14 protein-coding genes and 3 pseudogenes are annotated in these 14,970 nt (G+C 71.9%); 7 read left to right on the forward strand and 10 right to left on the reverse strand.

Going from position 1 to position 14,970, the window contains the following annotated elements; genetic code table 11:
• Positions 1 to 139: 139 nt before the first annotated feature.
• The 3 genes from ACWG52_RS03620 to ACWG52_RS03630 all read right to left on the reverse strand — a co-directional run bounded on the left by ACWG52_RS03620 (position 140) and on the right by ACWG52_RS03630 (position 3,881).
• Positions 140 to 2,017: a copper resistance CopC/CopD family protein gene (locus ACWG52_RS03620; RefSeq protein WP_453127775.1), complete on the reverse strand. Its 1,878-nt coding sequence runs from the start codon at positions 2,015 to 2,017 to the stop codon at positions 140 to 142.
• 213 nt (positions 2,018 to 2,230) lie between these two features.
• Complete coding sequence (locus tag ACWG52_RS03625; protein WP_389801560.1) at positions 2,231 to 2,902, reverse strand: HAD family hydrolase; 672 nt, start codon at positions 2,900 to 2,902, stop codon at positions 2,231 to 2,233.
• Between the two features lie 13 nt (positions 2,903 to 2,915).
• Positions 2,916 to 3,881 (reverse strand): LLM class F420-dependent oxidoreductase, encoded by a 966-nt coding sequence (locus ACWG52_RS03630; protein WP_390138375.1) that lies wholly within the window; start codon positions 3,879 to 3,881, stop codon positions 2,916 to 2,918.
• A gap of 193 nt (positions 3,882 to 4,074) precedes the next feature.
• On the opposite strand from ACWG52_RS03630, the gene ACWG52_RS03635 reads away from it, so the two are divergent.
• Positions 4,075 to 4,866, forward strand: a complete 792-nt coding sequence (locus tag ACWG52_RS03635; protein ID WP_453129035.1) for a ribonuclease BN — start codon at positions 4,075 to 4,077, stop codon at positions 4,864 to 4,866.
• 164 nt (positions 4,867 to 5,030) lie between these two features.
• On the opposite strand, the pseudogene ACWG52_RS03640 reads toward ACWG52_RS03635, so the two are convergent.
• A pseudogene (locus tag ACWG52_RS03640) lies at positions 5,031 to 5,330 on the reverse strand (FMN-binding glutamate synthase family protein); the annotation flags it as partial.
• A gap of 259 nt (positions 5,331 to 5,589) precedes the next feature.
• On the opposite strand from ACWG52_RS03640, the gene ACWG52_RS03645 reads away from it, so the two are divergent.
• Together ACWG52_RS03645 and ACWG52_RS03650 are read left to right on the forward strand one after the other, a co-directional pair.
• Positions 5,590 to 5,964, forward strand: a complete 375-nt coding sequence (locus ACWG52_RS03645; RefSeq protein ID WP_390165740.1) for an SsgA family sporulation/cell division regulator — start codon at positions 5,590 to 5,592, stop codon at positions 5,962 to 5,964.
• Between the two features lie 97 nt (positions 5,965 to 6,061).
• Positions 6,062 to 6,286 carry a hypothetical protein gene (locus ACWG52_RS03650; protein WP_390138373.1) on the forward strand — a complete coding sequence of 75 codons (225 nt, stop codon included), beginning with the start codon at positions 6,062 to 6,064 and terminating at the stop codon, positions 6,284 to 6,286.
• A 51-nt stretch (positions 6,287 to 6,337) separates the two neighbouring features.
• Here the strand turns inward: ACWG52_RS03650 and ACWG52_RS03655 are convergent, their stop codons facing one another.
• The 4 genes from ACWG52_RS03655 to ACWG52_RS03670 are packed head-to-tail and all read right to left on the reverse strand — an operon-like array spanning position 6,338 to position 8,370.
• Positions 6,338 to 6,604 (reverse strand): DUF4235 domain-containing protein, encoded by a 267-nt coding sequence (locus ACWG52_RS03655; RefSeq protein WP_389801549.1) that lies wholly within the window; start codon positions 6,602 to 6,604, stop codon positions 6,338 to 6,340.
• Positions 6,601 to 6,954: a DUF3618 domain-containing protein gene (locus tag ACWG52_RS03660; RefSeq protein WP_389801547.1), complete on the reverse strand. Its 354-nt coding sequence runs from the start codon at positions 6,952 to 6,954 to the stop codon at positions 6,601 to 6,603. Before ACWG52_RS03660 ends, ACWG52_RS03655 begins: the two co-directional genes overlap by 4 nt.
• Positions 6,951 to 7,364: a phage holin family protein gene (locus ACWG52_RS03665; protein WP_161291202.1), complete on the reverse strand. Its 414-nt coding sequence runs from the start codon at positions 7,362 to 7,364 to the stop codon at positions 6,951 to 6,953. Before ACWG52_RS03665 ends, ACWG52_RS03660 begins: the two co-directional genes overlap by 4 nt.
• The gene (locus ACWG52_RS03670) at positions 7,327 to 8,370 is read right to left on the reverse strand and encodes a YihY/virulence factor BrkB family protein (RefSeq protein ID WP_390138371.1); all 1,044 of its coding nucleotides are present in this window, start codon (positions 8,368 to 8,370) and stop codon (positions 7,327 to 7,329) included. Before ACWG52_RS03670 ends, ACWG52_RS03665 begins: the two co-directional genes overlap by 38 nt.
• Before the next feature lie 284 nt (positions 8,371 to 8,654).
• Here ACWG52_RS03670 and ACWG52_RS03675 point away from each other — a divergent pair, with 284 nt between their 5' ends.
• The gene (locus ACWG52_RS03675; RefSeq protein WP_389801537.1) at positions 8,655 to 10,784 is read left to right on the forward strand and encodes a SpoIIE family protein phosphatase; all 2,130 of its coding nucleotides are present in this window, start codon (positions 8,655 to 8,657) and stop codon (positions 10,782 to 10,784) included.
• 34 nt (positions 10,785 to 10,818) lie between these two features.
• On the opposite strand, the pseudogene eno reads toward ACWG52_RS03675, so the two are convergent.
• Positions 10,819 to 11,688 (reverse strand): annotated as a pseudogene (gene eno / locus ACWG52_RS03680) (phosphopyruvate hydratase); the annotation flags it as partial.
• Between eno and ACWG52_RS03685 the strand changes: the two are divergent.
• The 3 genes and pseudogenes from ACWG52_RS03685 to ACWG52_RS03695 all read left to right on the forward strand — a co-directional run.
• Positions 11,676 to 11,984: pseudogene (locus tag ACWG52_RS03685) on the forward strand (MarR family winged helix-turn-helix transcriptional regulator); the annotation flags it as partial. The pseudogenes eno and ACWG52_RS03685 overlap by 13 nt on opposite strands.
• A gap of 231 nt (positions 11,985 to 12,215) precedes the next feature.
• Positions 12,216 to 12,875 (forward strand): glyoxalase, encoded by a 660-nt coding sequence (locus tag ACWG52_RS03690; RefSeq protein WP_389801534.1) that lies wholly within the window; start codon positions 12,216 to 12,218, stop codon positions 12,873 to 12,875.
• A 1,061-nt stretch (positions 12,876 to 13,936) separates the two neighbouring features.
• Complete coding sequence (locus ACWG52_RS03695) at positions 13,937 to 14,425, forward strand: hypothetical protein (protein ID WP_453127781.1); 489 nt, start codon at positions 13,937 to 13,939, stop codon at positions 14,423 to 14,425.
• Positions 14,426 to 14,493: 68 nt separating this feature from the next.
• Here the strand turns inward: ACWG52_RS03695 and ACWG52_RS03700 are convergent, their stop codons facing one another.
• Positions 14,494 to 14,964, reverse strand: coding sequence for a hypothetical protein (locus tag ACWG52_RS03700; protein ID WP_453127782.1), 471 nt, complete (start codon positions 14,962 to 14,964; stop codon positions 14,494 to 14,496).
• Positions 14,965 to 14,970: the final 6 nt, after the last annotated feature.

A 14,970-nucleotide genomic window follows, 5' to 3' on the forward strand; every position in this document is an offset into this window, starting at 1 on the left:
GGCCCGCATGGGAGCCGCCTGCCTCCCGCCCCTGCTGACAGCCGGATCCCCGCCGACGGCAGGCGGCCGGTCCGCGGCTGGTCCGCGGTGCTCGCCGTGCTCGGCCGTACGGGCCGGATGACGGCACGGCCGCGGCCGGTCACCTCGGTACCGGCGTGATCCGGACGGTCTCGCGCACGGTGACCTGGTCGATGTCGGTGGTGCGGATCGTGACGCTCACGGTCCACTCGCCGGGCATCGGGAGCCGCAGGTCGTAGGCGGCCCAATACCCCTTCTGATTCTTGAGCTTGGCGTCGAGCGGGCCGATCCCGAGCTCTTCCTGGGTGAGCGTGAGGCGGAGTTCGGGAACGGAGGCGAGACCGCCGTCCGCGGTGAAGACGACGGCTTCGACCGTGTTCTCGCCGACGCGCCCCGGCGACAGCGTGATCTGCACCGTGCCCTGGTGATTGGCCGTGCCCATGTCGAACGGCACGGTGAGCACCTTCACCCCCGAATCGGCCACCGAGGCCGCCGCGGCCTTCTCACCGGCGGCGCGACTGGGCTGGGTGCCGGTGAGCACGGTGGTGATCACCAGGACCACGACGCCGAGTACGGCTTCGACGGTCACCATGCGGCGCAGGCCGCGCCGGTACGTGTCGGCGTCGGAGGCGGGCGGCGCCGTCTTCTCGGTCGGCCCGTCCCCGGCAGGTGTGTCGGGTGCGGTGTCGTGGTCCTGCCGGGCCGGTGCGGTGGGCGCACCCACCGTCTCGGCCACCCGCACCCGCTCGGCGGCACGCACCCGCACCGCCTTCGCCGGCGACGCCTCGTGGACGAGGCGGGCGGTCCAGCGGCGGGAGTACGAGGCCACCCACAGCACCAGGACCACGACGGCGACCTTCACGACGAGGGTCCGGCCGTACGAGGTGCCGGCCAGCGCTTCCCACGAGCCGACCTGCCGCCACGACTGGTAGACGCCCGTGCCGACCAGTACGGCCACGGCTCGGAAGGCCGAGCGGGAGAAACGGGCGATCGCGGACGCCGGAACGCCCTGGTCGGCGGGGCCGCGGCGGCGCAGGAGGAGCAGCAGCGTGATCAGACCGCCCAGCCAGACCCCCATGGCCAGCAGGTGCAGCACGGCCATGGGCATGGCCAGCACCACCTTGATGCCTGCGGCGGCGTGTTCCGCGAAGGCCCAGGTGACCGCCAGGGCCACGGCGAGGAGGGCACCGACCTGCCGGTCCCGGGAACCGAGTTCGGGCACCCGCGCGCCGTCGTCGGCACCGTCGAACCGTCGGGCCCACCGCCTGAGCAGCACGGCGACGACCGCCAGCAGCACGAGCCGTGCCATCAGGGCGCCACCGGGCCTCGTCGTGACGGCCCGGCCCAGCTGGGCCAGGTCGAACGCCGACGTCACCGAGCCGGCCGTCTCGTACGGGCCGCGCAGCAGCAACAGGGCCACCGTGGACGCCGTGAGCGCCGCCCACCCGACGGTCAGCAGCCTGCGCACGGGACGGGTCCCGCCCGCGGTGGGCCAGCACACGAGGACGAACGCGGCGGCTCCGACGAGGAGGGCGAGGCCGCTGTAGGCGACGTGGCGGAGGACTCCGTACAGGCGGCCGACCGCCGTGTCGTCCGGTGAGTCGGTGGCCACCACCGCGGAGGTCTCGGACGGCCGCCCGATGGAGAAGACGAACGCGCCGGAGATCGGATGACCGTCCGCGGACACGACCCGCCACGCCACCGTGTAGGTACCCTGGGGCAGCTTGCCGGACAGCTCCACCCGAGCGGTGTTGTCCTTGCCGTCCGCATGCTGCGCGGGACGGGGGTTCACGCGCTCGTTGGCCGGCGACAGCACGCGCAGCGAGTCGTCGGAGAAGCTGACCGACTCGGTGAAGGTGAGCGTGACGTGCTGCGGCTCGGTCTTCAGGACGCTGCCGTCCGCGGGATCGGAGCCACTCAGTCCGGCGTGCGCGGAGGCCGCGCCCGCCCCGCCGAGAAGCAGGGCGAGTACGGCGGCGACCAGGACCAGGACGGTCAACGGCCTCCTCGTGGGAGGCGATCCACTGGGCATGTAGGCACAGTCTCCGAAGGGGCGGACTCTGGGCGGGCCGGTCGGTGTGGGGGCGGGATGTGGACGATAGTGTTGCCGGCCGCGTGACCGGGCTGTTTGAGCAACTTCGGCTAAAGACGGCGCGGAACGCTCGACTCGGCTCGCTCTCCCTGTAAGGGGCTCACCAGCGCTCTTCCGCCTTCAGTGGGCGGGCACGCGGGAGAACGGGCTGTCGCCGAGGCGGGCCAGCAGGTCCGCCGGGTCCCGGTACGCGACGGCGGCACCGGCTTTCTCCAGGTCCGCGCGGGGGATCCCTCCGCACAGCAGGGCGATCGCGGTCACGCCGGCGCGGGCCGCGGCCTTCATGTCCCAGACGGAGTCGCCGACGAACACCGCGCGGTCGGCCGGTGCCCCTGCCAGGTCGAGGGCGTGCCGGACCGGGTCGGGCGCGGGTTTGCCCTGCTCGACGTCGTCGGAGGTCGCGGTGGCGGTGAGCGCGTCGTCCGCGCCGATGGCCTCGCGCAGTGCGCCCAGTTCCTCGTCCTTGGCCGAGGTGACCAGCAGGACCTTCCACCCGGCGTCCGACAACGTACGCAGGAGGTCGGCGGCCGCGTCGAAGGCGCGGAGCTTCGGAAAGTACGTGGCGTAGAGGGTGTCGTGGGCGGCGCTCAGTCGGTCGTCCTCGGAGTGGTCCCGCTGCTCGCCCAGAAGATGGGAGAGGAGATCCTCGCCGGGCAGGCCGATCGCCCGGTGTACGGCGTGCATGGGCACATGGTGTCCCGCCTGGCGCAGGGCTTCCCACCAGCAGGTGACGTGGATGTGGTTGGTGTCCACGAGGGTTCCGTCGACGTCGAAGAGCGCGGCGCGATCCATGGCGGGGCCTCCCTCACAGCTCGCGAAGGGCGGGCAGGAGCTTCGCCTCGGCCCATTCCAGGAACGGTTCCTGGTGGGCGCCGCCGATCTGGACGAGGGCGACCTCGGTGAATCCGGCCTCCGCGTAGGGGCGCACCGCGTCGACGAAGGCGTCCACGTCGTCGCCGCAGGGGATGGCCTCGGCGACGTCTTCGGGCCGGGTGTGCCGGGCGGCCTGTTCGAAACCGTCCGGGCCGGGAAGTTCGGCGTTGACCTTCCAGCCGCCGAGCGCCCAGCGGAACTGGTCGTGCGCGCGGGCCACCGCGGCGGCGCGGTCGGTGTCGTGGCAGACGGGGAGCTGGCCGACCTTCGGCTTTCCCGCGCCGCCGTGCGCGTCGAACCGCTCCAGGAGCTCGCGGCGCGGTTCCGTGGCGATCACCAGGTCACCCTGCCGGCCCGCCAATGCGCACGAGCGGGTGCCGGAGACGGCGATCCCGATCGGGGGTGGTGCGTCGGGGAGGTCCCACAGCCGGGCGTTCTCGACGTCGAAGTGCGCGCCGTGGTGGCTCACGTACTCGCCGGTGAACATCCGGCGGATGATGTCGACGGCCTCCTCCAGCATGTCCAGGCGTACGTGGGCGGCGGGCCAGCCCGCACCGACGATGTGCTCGTTGAGGTTCTCGCCCGAACCGAGTCCCAGCCGGAAGCGGCCCTCGGACAGGATCTGCACGGTCGCGGCCTTCTGCGCGACGACCGCGGGGTGGTAGCGGAACGTCGGGCAGGTCACGTACGTCATCAGCGGGATGCGGGAGGTCGCCTGCGCCGCCGCGCCCAGGACGCTCCACGCGTACGGGGCGTGCCCTTGGGACTCCAGCCACGGGAAAGAGTGGTCGGAGATCACGGAGAAATCGAAGCCCGCCCGTTCCGCTCCCACCACGTGGGAGACCAGCTCTCGGGGGCCGGCCTGTTCGGTCATCATCGTGTATCCGATCAGCACCATACCCAGCGCGTAGCCGCCATCGGCCTTTCCAAACCCTTTCTCGCCGAGTGTTTCCCGCTCCGCTCGGTGGAGGGAGACACCCGAACGGCCTACCGTGGGGAGGGCAGCAGCTGGAGCGGCCATGCCCGTCGACCCGACCTCCCCCGATCGCGGCCCGCCGGCGACGACCGGGCGGCTGTCGCCCGTCGGGCGGATGCGCAGCGCGTTCCGCCGTGCGCGGGCCGGTCGCCGCTGGGGTCACGTGCGGGACCTGGGGCTGTGGCAACGCGCGCTGGGGTTCGCCGCGCTCGGGTTCCTGACACTGGTACCGCTGCTGATCGTCGTCGCCGCGGCGGACGCCGCCGACGGGCGGGGGTTCGCGCAGTGGCTCGGGGACGGGCTCGGTGTATCGGCGCCGGCCAGGATGGAGATCGAGCGGCTGTTCGCTCTCCCCGGTCAGGCGTGGCGGACCACGACGGCTTTCGGCCTGGCCCTGCTGACCGTGTTCGGCCTGTCCTTCGGGACCGTGCTGCAGAGTGGCTACGAGCAGGTCTGGGACCTGTCCCCGGCCCGTTGGTGGGCCCGGTGGCGGCACGCGCTGTGGCTCGCCGTGCTGGTCGGCGTGCTCTACCTGTCGGCGATCTCCCCGCCGTGGCGGGACTCCCCCGCCCGCGGCGGTGTGACGTTCCTGATCGGCACCCTGTTCTTCTGGTGGTCCCAGCGGCTGCTGCTCGCCGGGCGGGTCGGCTGGATCGCCCTCCTCCCCGGGGCCGTGGCCACCATGCTCGGGCTGCTCGGCCTCCGGATCTTCTCCCGTCTCGTCTTCTCACCGCTGATCGCCTCCAGTGCCGTCACGTACGGCCCGTTCGGAACCGTCCTCGTCATCCAGACCTGGCTCGTCGCCATCGGCGTGGTCGTGTTCGGTGGCGCGCTCGTCGGCCGGCTGTTCCACGAGAGGGTGCCGCGCCGGACGAAGCCGGCCGATACGTCGCCGGGGACCGGGTGAGAGCACCGTCCGGGCCCTGGACCGTCCCAGGCGTCGACGATCACGCGGGCCACGGTGCGTGCCACGGGAGTGTCCTTCCGTCGGTCTCAGTGGGTGAAGCGGTCGGGGTCGGCCGCCCGCCGGTCGGATGCCCAGGCGTCGGGCGCTGATGCGAGCAGTTGTCCGGGGGCGAGCCATGCGTGGATCTCGGCGTACGAGCCGCGTTCGGTACCGAAGGGCTCCTCGTCGTCGGTGCCCTTGGCCCGTTCGTAGACGAAGCCGCGGGTGTCCCGGTCGAAGGGGCGGCCGTCGAAGTTCCGCTCGATGAAGTACTGCTGGATCTCCGGGCGCAGCGCCTCCAGGGCGAACCGCAGGTGCCCCAGCAGCGGATAGTTCCGCAGGACGGCGTGTCGGCGCTGCACGAGGTCGTGGACGGCCACCGCCGCGAGCACCCCGAGCAGGACGAGGAGAAGTACGTTCAGCACACCGCTCGTGTGTCCCGAAGCCGGGCCGTCAACCGCGCCGGAACAGGGCGGCACCGACTCCGCCTCCGGCCCCGTCGGAGCTCTTCGTCGCCCGTCGCGGCACATGTCGCGCCGCCCCCACACCTGACCGGGTCAAGATTCACACGGGTGACGCAGAATGCCAGGCGTGTTCGACGGGTACGCGCAGCCGATCACCTGTTGTCTTGTGGAGGTCACCTTGCCGTCCTCGCTCTCCGACACGATTTCGACTCACCTCGCCGTGGCCGACAGCCTCCTGCCGGTACCGACGCGGGCCGTCTACGACACCTCCGACCCCTACGCGGTCCGGTTCGACTTCATGCTGGACGCCGGGCGTCCCGTCCCGTGGCATTTCGAGCGGGACATGCTGGCCGAAGGGGTGCGCCGGCCCGTGGGAGAGGGCGACATCAGCCTCCGCCCCCGGTGGGCGGACGGCCATGGCACGCTGGTCATGCAGCTGTGGGGGGACACACCGGCCGGGTACGAGTCCGCGGTGCTGATCGCCGACTCGGCGCAGGTGAGCTGCTTTCTCGAACAGTCCTACGAGTTGGTGGCCCGTGGGTCCGAGTCCTGGGACATCGACGGGTTCCTGCACAGCATCCGATGCCCGGACTGAGGACCGCGGAGGCCGGCCGGGTGTGCGGGTTTCCTGTGGCAGGGTTCGGGCAGCAGCCGCTCGGGGGACCCGACGCACAGCACAGGAGGTTTCCGCCATGGAAGACCAAGGCGGCGCCGGCGGCGCCCCGCTCCACCACGATCACGACCACGACGAGCAGCGACGTCGCGGGACACCGCGCAGCGCGCCCGGCACGAAGGCGGCCCCCGAGGACGAACCGCCCGTACGGGCGGCGGACACGGACGAGGCGAGCCGCCTGGACCGGCCGGGTGCCGACGGCGAGCCCGCACGGGAACGGCGCCGCCCCGGCCGGGAGCACTGACGCCACGGCCTCACGAGGACCGCTGCCGGGCCGGTCGGCCTGGCAGCGGCGTCAGCCGGGCCAGGTGCCCGTGACGCGCCGTGTCGCCACCGCGCCGGAGCGGTCGACGGCGGCCTTGACGGCCGCGAAGATCGCGCCTTGCAGGGCCGCGGCGATCAGGATCTCCCGCCAGGTGCGGTCCTCGTCGGTCGCCGCGGGAGCCTCGTCCGCCCCTTCGATCAGCTTCCAGACCTGCTTGAACACGAGTCCGGCGAGTGCGCCGCTGACGGCGCCCAACGCCAACCCGACCGGCTTGTACGCGATCGCGGATGCCTTCACCTGTTCCTCCTCCGGTTGCCCCGCACCAGCAGGAAGACGATCAGCGCGGCGCCGACCGTGAGCAGTGCGGCCCGGCCCGCCTTGTCGAGGACGGGGTCGGGTGTCTTCTCCGCCGCCAGGTGCGCCACGTGTTCGACCCTGTCCCGGACCTGTCCTGTGACCTGGGCGACCTTCTCCGTGGCCTGCGCCTTGACGTCGGCCTTGGCGGCCAACGCTTCGACGGTACGACCGAGTTGGTCTCGGGTGTGCTCGATCCGTGCCCGCAGTTCCTCGGGAGAGGGTTCGTCGGCGGCGGGTTGTCGGGTGGCGGGTCGGCGGGGAACGGGTCCGTCGTGGGACTGGCCGGTCATCGGTGTGCCTTCTCCCTGATCGCGGCGACGTCGGCCTTGAGGCTCTCCATCGTCTGCTCGGGCGCCGGTGTGCCGGCCTTCGTGATCTGCTTCTTGCCCACCATCGCCACCACGGCGGCGCTCGCGGCCAGTACGGCGGTGACGATCAGGGCCGAGGCCCAGACGGGAAGCACCAGGGCCAGCGCGGCGATCCCCGCCACCACCAGGGCCTGGGCCGCCAGGAAGCCGAGGAGTCCGGCTCCGCCGAACAGGCCTCCGCCCGTCCCGTACCGCTTCGACTTCCGCGTCATCTCCACGCGCGCGAGCTGCATCTCCTGGTGCACCAGCTCCGAGATCTGCTGGGATGCCCGCGAGATCAGCACGCCCACCGAATCATCGGCGGGGCGACTCCTCTGTTCGATCGTGGTCACTGTTCTCCACCTCGTTCTCAGGTCGATCGGATGTCTCTTGTTCCCGGCAGCCGGAGGGGAGGGAGGACGCCTCCATCCGGCGACGGTCCTCGTCGCTCCATGCCTTGGTGTCGCGGGGCCGCACGTACGGCTCCTCGTGCGCGGGCAGCCCTTCCGCGATCGCCCGTTGGCGGGTCAGTTCCGCGTCGAACTCCAGCCCGAGGAGGATGGCGAGGTTGGTGATCCACAGCCACACCAGGAAGACGATCACGCCCGCGACCGTGCCGTACGTCTTGTTGTAGGACGCGAAGTTCGCGACGTAGACGGCGAAGCCGGCCGAGGCGATCATCCAGATCGCCAGGGCCAGGAAGCTGCCGGGGGTGACCCAGGCGAAGCCGCGTCCCTTGGCGTTCGGGGCGGCCCAGTACAACAACGCGATCATGACCGTGACGAGGAGGACCAGGACCGGCCACTTCGCGACGGACCACACGGTGAGCCCGATGTCGCCGACGCCGAGCACCTCGCCGGCCCGCCGGGCCAGGCCCCCGCTGAAGACCACGATCAGTGCGCTCGCACACGCCAGGAGCATGAGCGTGACGGTCAGCACCAGGCGAAGCGGAAGGATCTTCCACAACGACCGGCCCTCGGGCACGTCGTAGACGGCGTTCGAGGCACGGATGAACGCGGCGACGAAGCCGGACGCGGACCACAGGGCGACGACCAGGCCGACGACGGCGACCAGCGAGCCGATACCGCTGCGGCCCTGCAGTTGCGTCACGGCGTCACTGAGGACGTCCCGGACCGAGCCGGGCGCCAGTCTCCGCAGGCTGTCCAGCACCCGAGCCGTCGTCGACTCACCGGCGATGCCCAGCAGGGACACGAGGACGAGGAGGGCGGGGAAGAGCGCCAACACCCCGTAGTAGGTCAGGGCCGCCGCGCGATCGGCCAGCTCGTCGTTCTGGAACTCCCTCGCCGTGCCGCGCAGCACTGCGCGCCAGGATCGTTTCGGCAGATCGGTGGGCTTCATACCCTGCGGCTATCCGCCCTGGCGGAATGCATGCCCGTACGTCAGGTCCGATCCGCCGGTGGCCGCTCGCGGGTCGACGTCACGCATGCGCGGGAAGAAGTCGGCACATCGCATAGCAAATCGTTGTTTCATCGACTAAAGACGCCCCAGATGCGATTCTGGGTGATACGCGCCCCACCCGACGGGAGGACGGGGGAGGAGGATGAGATGAGCGCACCGGGGGACGCGTGAGGCACTGGATCGTCGGCTCCCAGGCCTGCGGCAATCGGTGAAGGAGGCCGGTCGTGGTCACATCCGAGGCGTCCCGGGTCGAGCCCGGCCAGGTGAGAGTCGCTCCCTCCGAGCCCGGCGGCCTGCTGGACGTGCTGAGCGTGGCCGCCGTGGTCCTGGACGCCGAGGGGCGGATCACCCTGTGGAGCCCCCAGGCACAGGACCTGTTCGGCTGGTCGGCCGAGGAGGCGCTCGGCAGCTACGCGGCCGAGCTGCTGGTCACGGACGAGTACGTCGACCTGGTACTCGATCTGTTCGCCAAGGTCATGGCCGGTGGCGGCGCCTGGGCAGGCGTCTTCCCCGTCCGGCACAAGGACGGCTCCGCGCGATTGGTGGAGTTCCGCAACATGCGGCTGCAGGACGAACACGGCGCCGGATACGCCCTGGGGATCGCCTGCGACGAGGCCGTCGTCCGGGGCGTGGAACGCGACCTGGCGCTGTCGGTGCCGCTGGTGGCCCAGTCCCCGCTCGGGCTGGCGGTACTGGACACCGACCTGCGCTACGTCCTGGTCAACCCGATGCTGGAGCGGATCAACGGGATACCCGCCGAGGAACATCTGGGGCGGACCCCCGGGGAGGCGCTGCCGTTCCTGGACACGGAGGTGATCGAGGCTTCCATGCGCCAGGTCCTGGAGACCGGCGCACCGCTGCTGGACCAGTACGGCATCGGGCGGACGCCCTCCGATCCCGGCCGGGAGCGCGCCTGGTCGGGCTCCTACTACCGGCTGGAGGACCCCCGCGGACGGGTGATCGGGATCGCCCTGGTGGTGGTGGACGTCACCGACAGCTACCGGGCGGCCCGGGAGGCCGCCGAGGCCCGGCGCCGCCTGGACCTGATCGCACGGGCGTCGGTGACCGTCGGGACCACCCTGGACGTGGAGCGCACGGCCCGCGAGCTCGCCGACCTCGTCGTGGCCGACCACGCGGGCCTGGCCGATCTCGCCTCGGTCGACGTCCTCGATTCCGTCCTGGAGGGCGGTGTGGCCACGACGCCCGGCCCCCGGACGGGGCGGGCGCTGTTCATGGCCCTGGCCGTGTCGGCCGCCTACGAGACGGCCTCCGTACGCGCCGCGGACCCGGTGGGCGAGCGCACCACGTATCCGGCAGAGCGCCTGGTCACCCGCTGTGTGAGTACGGGGCGTCCCGTCCTGGTGTCGCACGTCACCGGCACCGACCTGGCACACATCGCGCGCGACGGAGCCGCCGCGAACCTCCTCGCCCGGGAGGGCGCGCACTCCTACCTGGCCGTACCACTGACCGCCCGCGGTCAGGTCCTCGGCGCCCTCGGGCTGCTCCGCACCCGTAATCCGCTCCCCTTCGACCACGACGACGTCACCCTGGCCGGCGAGCTGGCCACCCGCGCCGCCATCGCCATCGACAACGCCCGCTGGTACCAGCACGCCACCGACACCGCCCTGACCCTTCAGCGCCACCTGCTCCCCCAGCCCCCGCCCCGGTCCGCCGGCCTGCGGATCGCCTACCGCTACCAGCCCGCGGCGGCGGCCAGCGGGATCGGCGGTGACTGGTTCGACGCGATCCCCCAGCCCGAGGACAAGACCGCGCTCGTGGTCGGCGACGTCATGGGACACGGTGTGCATGCCGCCGCCACCATGGGGCAACTGCGCACGGCCACCCGCACCCTGGCGGACCTCGGTCTCGATCCGGCCCGGGTCCTGCGCCACCTCGACCACATCACCGCCGAACTGGACCAGACCATCGCGACCTGCGTCTACGCCACCTGGGACCCGCACCGCTCGCGCTGCCGCGTCGCCCTCGCGGGCCACCCGCCCCCCGTCCTCATCCGATCGGGGCAGAGCCCCGAGCTGCTGACGCTTCCCGCCGGCGTGCCGCTCGGCACGGGCGGCCTCGGCGGCGCGGACTTCGAGACCACCGTCCTCGACCTCGTTCCCGGCGACCGGCTGGTCCTGTACACCGACGGCCTCGTCGAAACCCGCGACGACGCCTTGGACGACCGTCTCGACCTGCTCCTCGGCCTCCTCACCGGCCCCGGCCTCCCCCTGGAGGCGACCTGCGACCGGCTCCTGTCCGCACTACGGCACCCCGACGCGGCCGATGACGTGGCCCTCGTGATCGCCCACGTACGGCCCCACCCACCTCTCGACGCGGCGGGCGCCCCGACCTGACCGGCCCTTCAGGAGCGGTCCTCAGGGCCTGCCTTCAGGGCCGGTTCAGCGCGGCTCCGCCCGCGTAACGCGCGGACGCGCCCAGCTCCTCCTCGATCCTGATGAGCTGGTTGTACTTCGCCGTCCGGTCGGAGCGGGACAGGGAACCCGTCTTGATCTGGCCGCAGCCCGTCGCCACCGCCAGGTCCGCGATGGTGGTGTCCTCCGTCTCGCCGGAGCGGTGCGACATGACGGCGGTCCAGCCCGCCCGGTGCGCGGTGGCGACCGTGGCGAGGGCCTCGGTCAGGGTGCCGATCTGGTTGACCTTGACCAGGACCGAGTTGCCGACACCGGTACGGATGCCCTCGCGCAGCAGCTTCTCGTCGGTGCAGAACACGTCGTCGCCGGTGAGCTGGCAGCGGTCGCCGACGCGGGCGGTCAGCTCCCGCCAGCCGTCCAGGTCGTCCTCGGCCATGGGGTCCTCGATGGAGACGATCGGGTACGCGTCGATCAGCTCGGCGAGGTGGTCGGCGTGTTCGGTGGGCGTACGGCGCACACCCTCGCCCGCGTACACGTACGTACCGTCGTGGAAGAACTCCGACGAGGCCGGATCCATGACGAGGCCGATGTCCGTGCCGGGCCGGTAACCGGTGCGCTCGACGGCCGCCGTGACGAAGTCGAGCGCCTCCTCGGCGGTGCGCAGTGCGGGCGCGAAGCCGCCTTCGTCGCCGACGGCGGTGGAGTGCCCGGCGGCCAGCAGATCTCGACGGAGCGTGTGGAAGACCTCGGAGCCCATCCGGACGGCTTCCGCGAAGGTCTCCGCGCCGATCGGGGCGATCATGAACTCCTGGAAGTCCAGCGGATTGTCCGCGTGGGCACCGCCGTTGACGATGTTCATCATCGGCAGCGGGAGGGACTCTCGATCGTGACGGGGCCATGACCACCAGCGATCTGGCGGCGGATCAGCGCGTACGCCCCCAGTCCATGGCGCGCTCGGTCGGACTGCTGATGGAACAGGGGCTGGTCGTCCGCCGGGCGCACCCCACCGACGGCCGCAAGTCCCTGGTGGAGCTCTCCCCCGCGGGACGGGCCGCCTTGGAGGCGGAGCGCGGACGCAGGGCGGGCTGGCTCGCCCAGGCCATCGAGCTGGAACTCACCGACGAGGAGCGCGAGGTACGGGCCCGCAGCGCCGCCCTGATGGAACGGCTCGCCGCGCGCTGACGCGCCCGCGAGGGACGCCCGGGCGGCTCGGCCGGCGATGGCGTACCGCGGTCCGCTCAGCGACCGGCTGCCCGTCTCGGGGCACGTCCACCGCCCGACGAACCGAGCCGGTCGACATGCCGCCCCGGGCCTTCGCTGCGCCGAGCGGCCCGCCTCCCCACCGAAGCGAGTCCCAAGACCGGTCAGGAATCGAGAAGCCCCGGCCGCCGCGCGGCGCCTAGCGTGATGGTCATGGCAACCACCGCTTCCACCGCAGCCGACATGTCCCTCGCGTCCGTCACCCTTGAGGTGGCCGACCCCGATTCCGCCCACCGCTTCTACCGCGCTTTCGGGGTGGACGCGTACGTACGCCTGCGGGCGTCCGAGGCGCACTCCACCGGATTCCGCGGCTTCACCCTGGCGCTCACGGTGGCCGGGCCGGCCACCGTCGACGGCTTCGTCGGCGCCGCCGTGGACGCCGGCGCCACGGTGCTCAAGCCCGCCGCGAAGTCGCTGTGGGGCTACAGCGGCGTCGTCCAGGCCCCGGACGGGACGATCTGGAAGATCGCGACCTCGGCGAGGAAGGACACCGGCCCCGCCACCCGTGAGATCGACGAGGTCGTCCTGCTGATCGGCGTCGAGGACGTGAAGGCCACCAAGCAGCTCTACGTCGGCCGGGGCCTGGCCGTGGCCAAGAGCTTCGGCGGCAAGTACGTCGAGTTCGCCCCCGGTCAGGGCAGCCCCGTCAAGCTGGCGCTGTACAAGCGCCGCGCCCTTGCCAAGGACCTCGGCGTCCCCGCCGACGGCACCGGCTCGCACCGCATCGTCCTCGGCGGCGCCGCGGACGCCTTCACCGACCCCGACGGGTTCGTCTGGGAGACCACCGCGCCGCCCGCCCCCACGCCGTCCTGACTCCCGACAGCACGCCAGAACGCCAGGAGGAGGACCATGAGGTTCCGGGCCCACGTCGAGGCGCCCGAGCCCCTGCGGGGCCTGGAGGTTCCGCCCGAGGCGGCAGCTACGATGGGCGTACTCCGCGTAGTTCCTCGGGTGGGGCCACCCGCCCTGGTGACGTTTCGTGCTCGTCGCGCCGCAGCGGCATGCCGGAGGACCTTCGGCGGGCGGGGTTCGGACCGCTGCGGGCGGGCGAGGGCGGCGGCCCGCCCGTTCGGGCGAGTCCGACGATCCCCCGCCCGCCCGCCCTGGAACGACCGCTCCGTACGGCCGACCTAGGCGCCCCACCCCGCTCTCCACAGCTCGCGCGCCACCGGTCGCCGCTCACCGCAACGCCCGCTGTCCGCGACCCCCCGCCCAGGAGAGCCCGTCCGTGCAGAGAACCGCCCTCGTCCCGTACGCCCGTCTGCCCCGCGAGCACCACGACCGTCACGTGTCGGCCAGTACCGTCGACGTCTTCGGCGCCGCCCACTGGCTGCTCACCGAACGGGCTCCGGAGCCCGTCGGCGACGTGCAGCCCTTCGACGCGCTGGTCGTCTCCGTCGACCCCTACGGCGACGTCGAACTGACCGAGCTGAGCGCCGTACGGGCCCGGTGGCCGCGCCTGGACCGGCTGCCCGACGGCGGGTTCGTCGTAGCCGCCGCGCGCGCCCGCCGGTACGAGGACGCGGACCAGGTCCAGGTCTTCGACGCGTTCGGCGGCGAGACCACGACCTTCTCCATCGGTGACGCCGTCGAGCACATGCTCGTGGACGAGACCGGCCACGTCTGGGCCGGGCATTTCGACGAGAACCCGGCGGGAATCCGCCGCTGGAGCGCCGGCGGGTCGTCGGCAGGGGAAGCAGAATCTACGTCCAGGCCGAACCGTTCACCGCATGGGACGTGTTCGACCTCAACGGGTGACACTTCGGAGGCCCTTCACAGCGTACGAGCGGCCCCGTCCGATGTCGGCGCCGGGTCCGGTCGGGCCGTGGGTCGAAGCGGGGCCGCGTGGCCGGGGCCTCGCCCATGGCTGCAGCATGCTCTCAAGGAACCGCCGGAGCCGGTACGAGGATGTGATGAGGAGCAGGGCGTGGGGAAGTCTGTTGAAGAACGTCTCCTCGGTCCACTGGGGAGAGTTGCGCGATGCTACGGGAGCCGCGGCCGGTGGTATTCCCTCTCTGCTGTCGCGGATCGCATACGGGGATGAGGACAGTGCCTGCCTCGCCGTCGATGATCTGGGCGATGCCATCTGTGCGTTGGGGTTCGTCGTCGGCGAGGCGACGGCTCCCACGGTCCCTTTCCTTCTCGAACTGGCCGGGTCCCCACGCGTCACGTGCAAGGCCGAGTTGCTGGACCTGTTGCGAAGTATCTGCCGGACCGACCAGTGGCACTCCGCCGCGGCGGCGGCCCGGGAGAGCAAGCACGGCGCGGGCTACCGGCAGCAATGTGGCTGGGAGGCAGCCGCGAGGACAGCCGTGCACGCAGGCCGGTCGGTCATCGAGGGTGCTGAGTCTGCAGGGATGTGAGCCGGTCCCGCGTAGGGCCGGATCTGTCCACCGATGCTGGAAGCGTAGGTATGGTCCTCGCCGCTACGTCAGCCTGCGGCGCGGTAGAACTTCGATCCCACCACACCGCCGTACCGATCGATCTCGTACGACGCCGCGCCGGCAGCGGTCTGTCGGTCCCGCCCCGTCATGCCGTCCAGGACGATCGGTTCGTCGCCCACCTCCCCGTACACGGCACCGTGCCACAATCCGTTCACCTTCGGCACCTTCCTTCCGGAACCGTCGGGCAGGGCCCACCGCTTCTGAACCGACGCGGCGTCGAACACCGTGATCCCGCGCTCCGCCGTCGCGTACCCGTATCGGGAGCACAGGACCAGGGACCGTGCGTCGTGGCGGCACCGCCAGCCGCTCCCGTCGAGCGCGGCCCGCTGCTCACCGGTGACGGCATCCACGACGAAGGTCTTGTCCTTGAGGGTCGCGTTCAGCAGCCGGGGCGCGGCGGCGGCCCGCCTGCGGCGCCTCCGCCACGGTCCACCGTTGTTCGCCCGTGGCCGCGGCAAGCCCCA

It is taken from the genome of Streptomyces sp. CLCI03, from assembly GCF_053615355.1.

Coding starts and splice junctions, on each gene's coding strand:
- ACWG52_RS03695 (WP_453127781.1), top strand. CDS start 13,937: ATGCTCTCAAGGAACCGCCGGAGCCGGTACGAGGATGTGATGAGGAGC.
- ACWG52_RS03635 (WP_453129035.1), top strand. CDS start 4,075: ATGCGCAGCGCGTTCCGCCGTGCGCGGGCCGGTCGCCGCTGGGGTCAC.
- ACWG52_RS03690 (WP_389801534.1), top strand. CDS start 12,216: ATGGCAACCACCGCTTCCACCGCAGCCGACATGTCCCTCGCGTCCGTC.
- ACWG52_RS03670 (WP_390138371.1), bottom strand. CDS start 8,370: ATGAAGCCCACCGATCTGCCGAAACGATCCTGGCGCGCAGTGCTGCGC.
- ACWG52_RS03660 (WP_389801547.1), bottom strand. CDS start 6,954: ATGACCGGCCAGTCCCACGACGGACCCGTTCCCCGCCGACCCGCCACC.
- ACWG52_RS03630 (WP_390138375.1), bottom strand. CDS start 3,881: ATGGTGCTGATCGGATACACGATGATGACCGAACAGGCCGGCCCCCGA.
- ACWG52_RS03625 (WP_389801560.1), bottom strand. CDS start 2,902: ATGGATCGCGCCGCGCTCTTCGACGTCGACGGAACCCTCGTGGACACC.
- ACWG52_RS03650 (WP_390138373.1), top strand. CDS start 6,062: ATGGAAGACCAAGGCGGCGCCGGCGGCGCCCCGCTCCACCACGATCAC.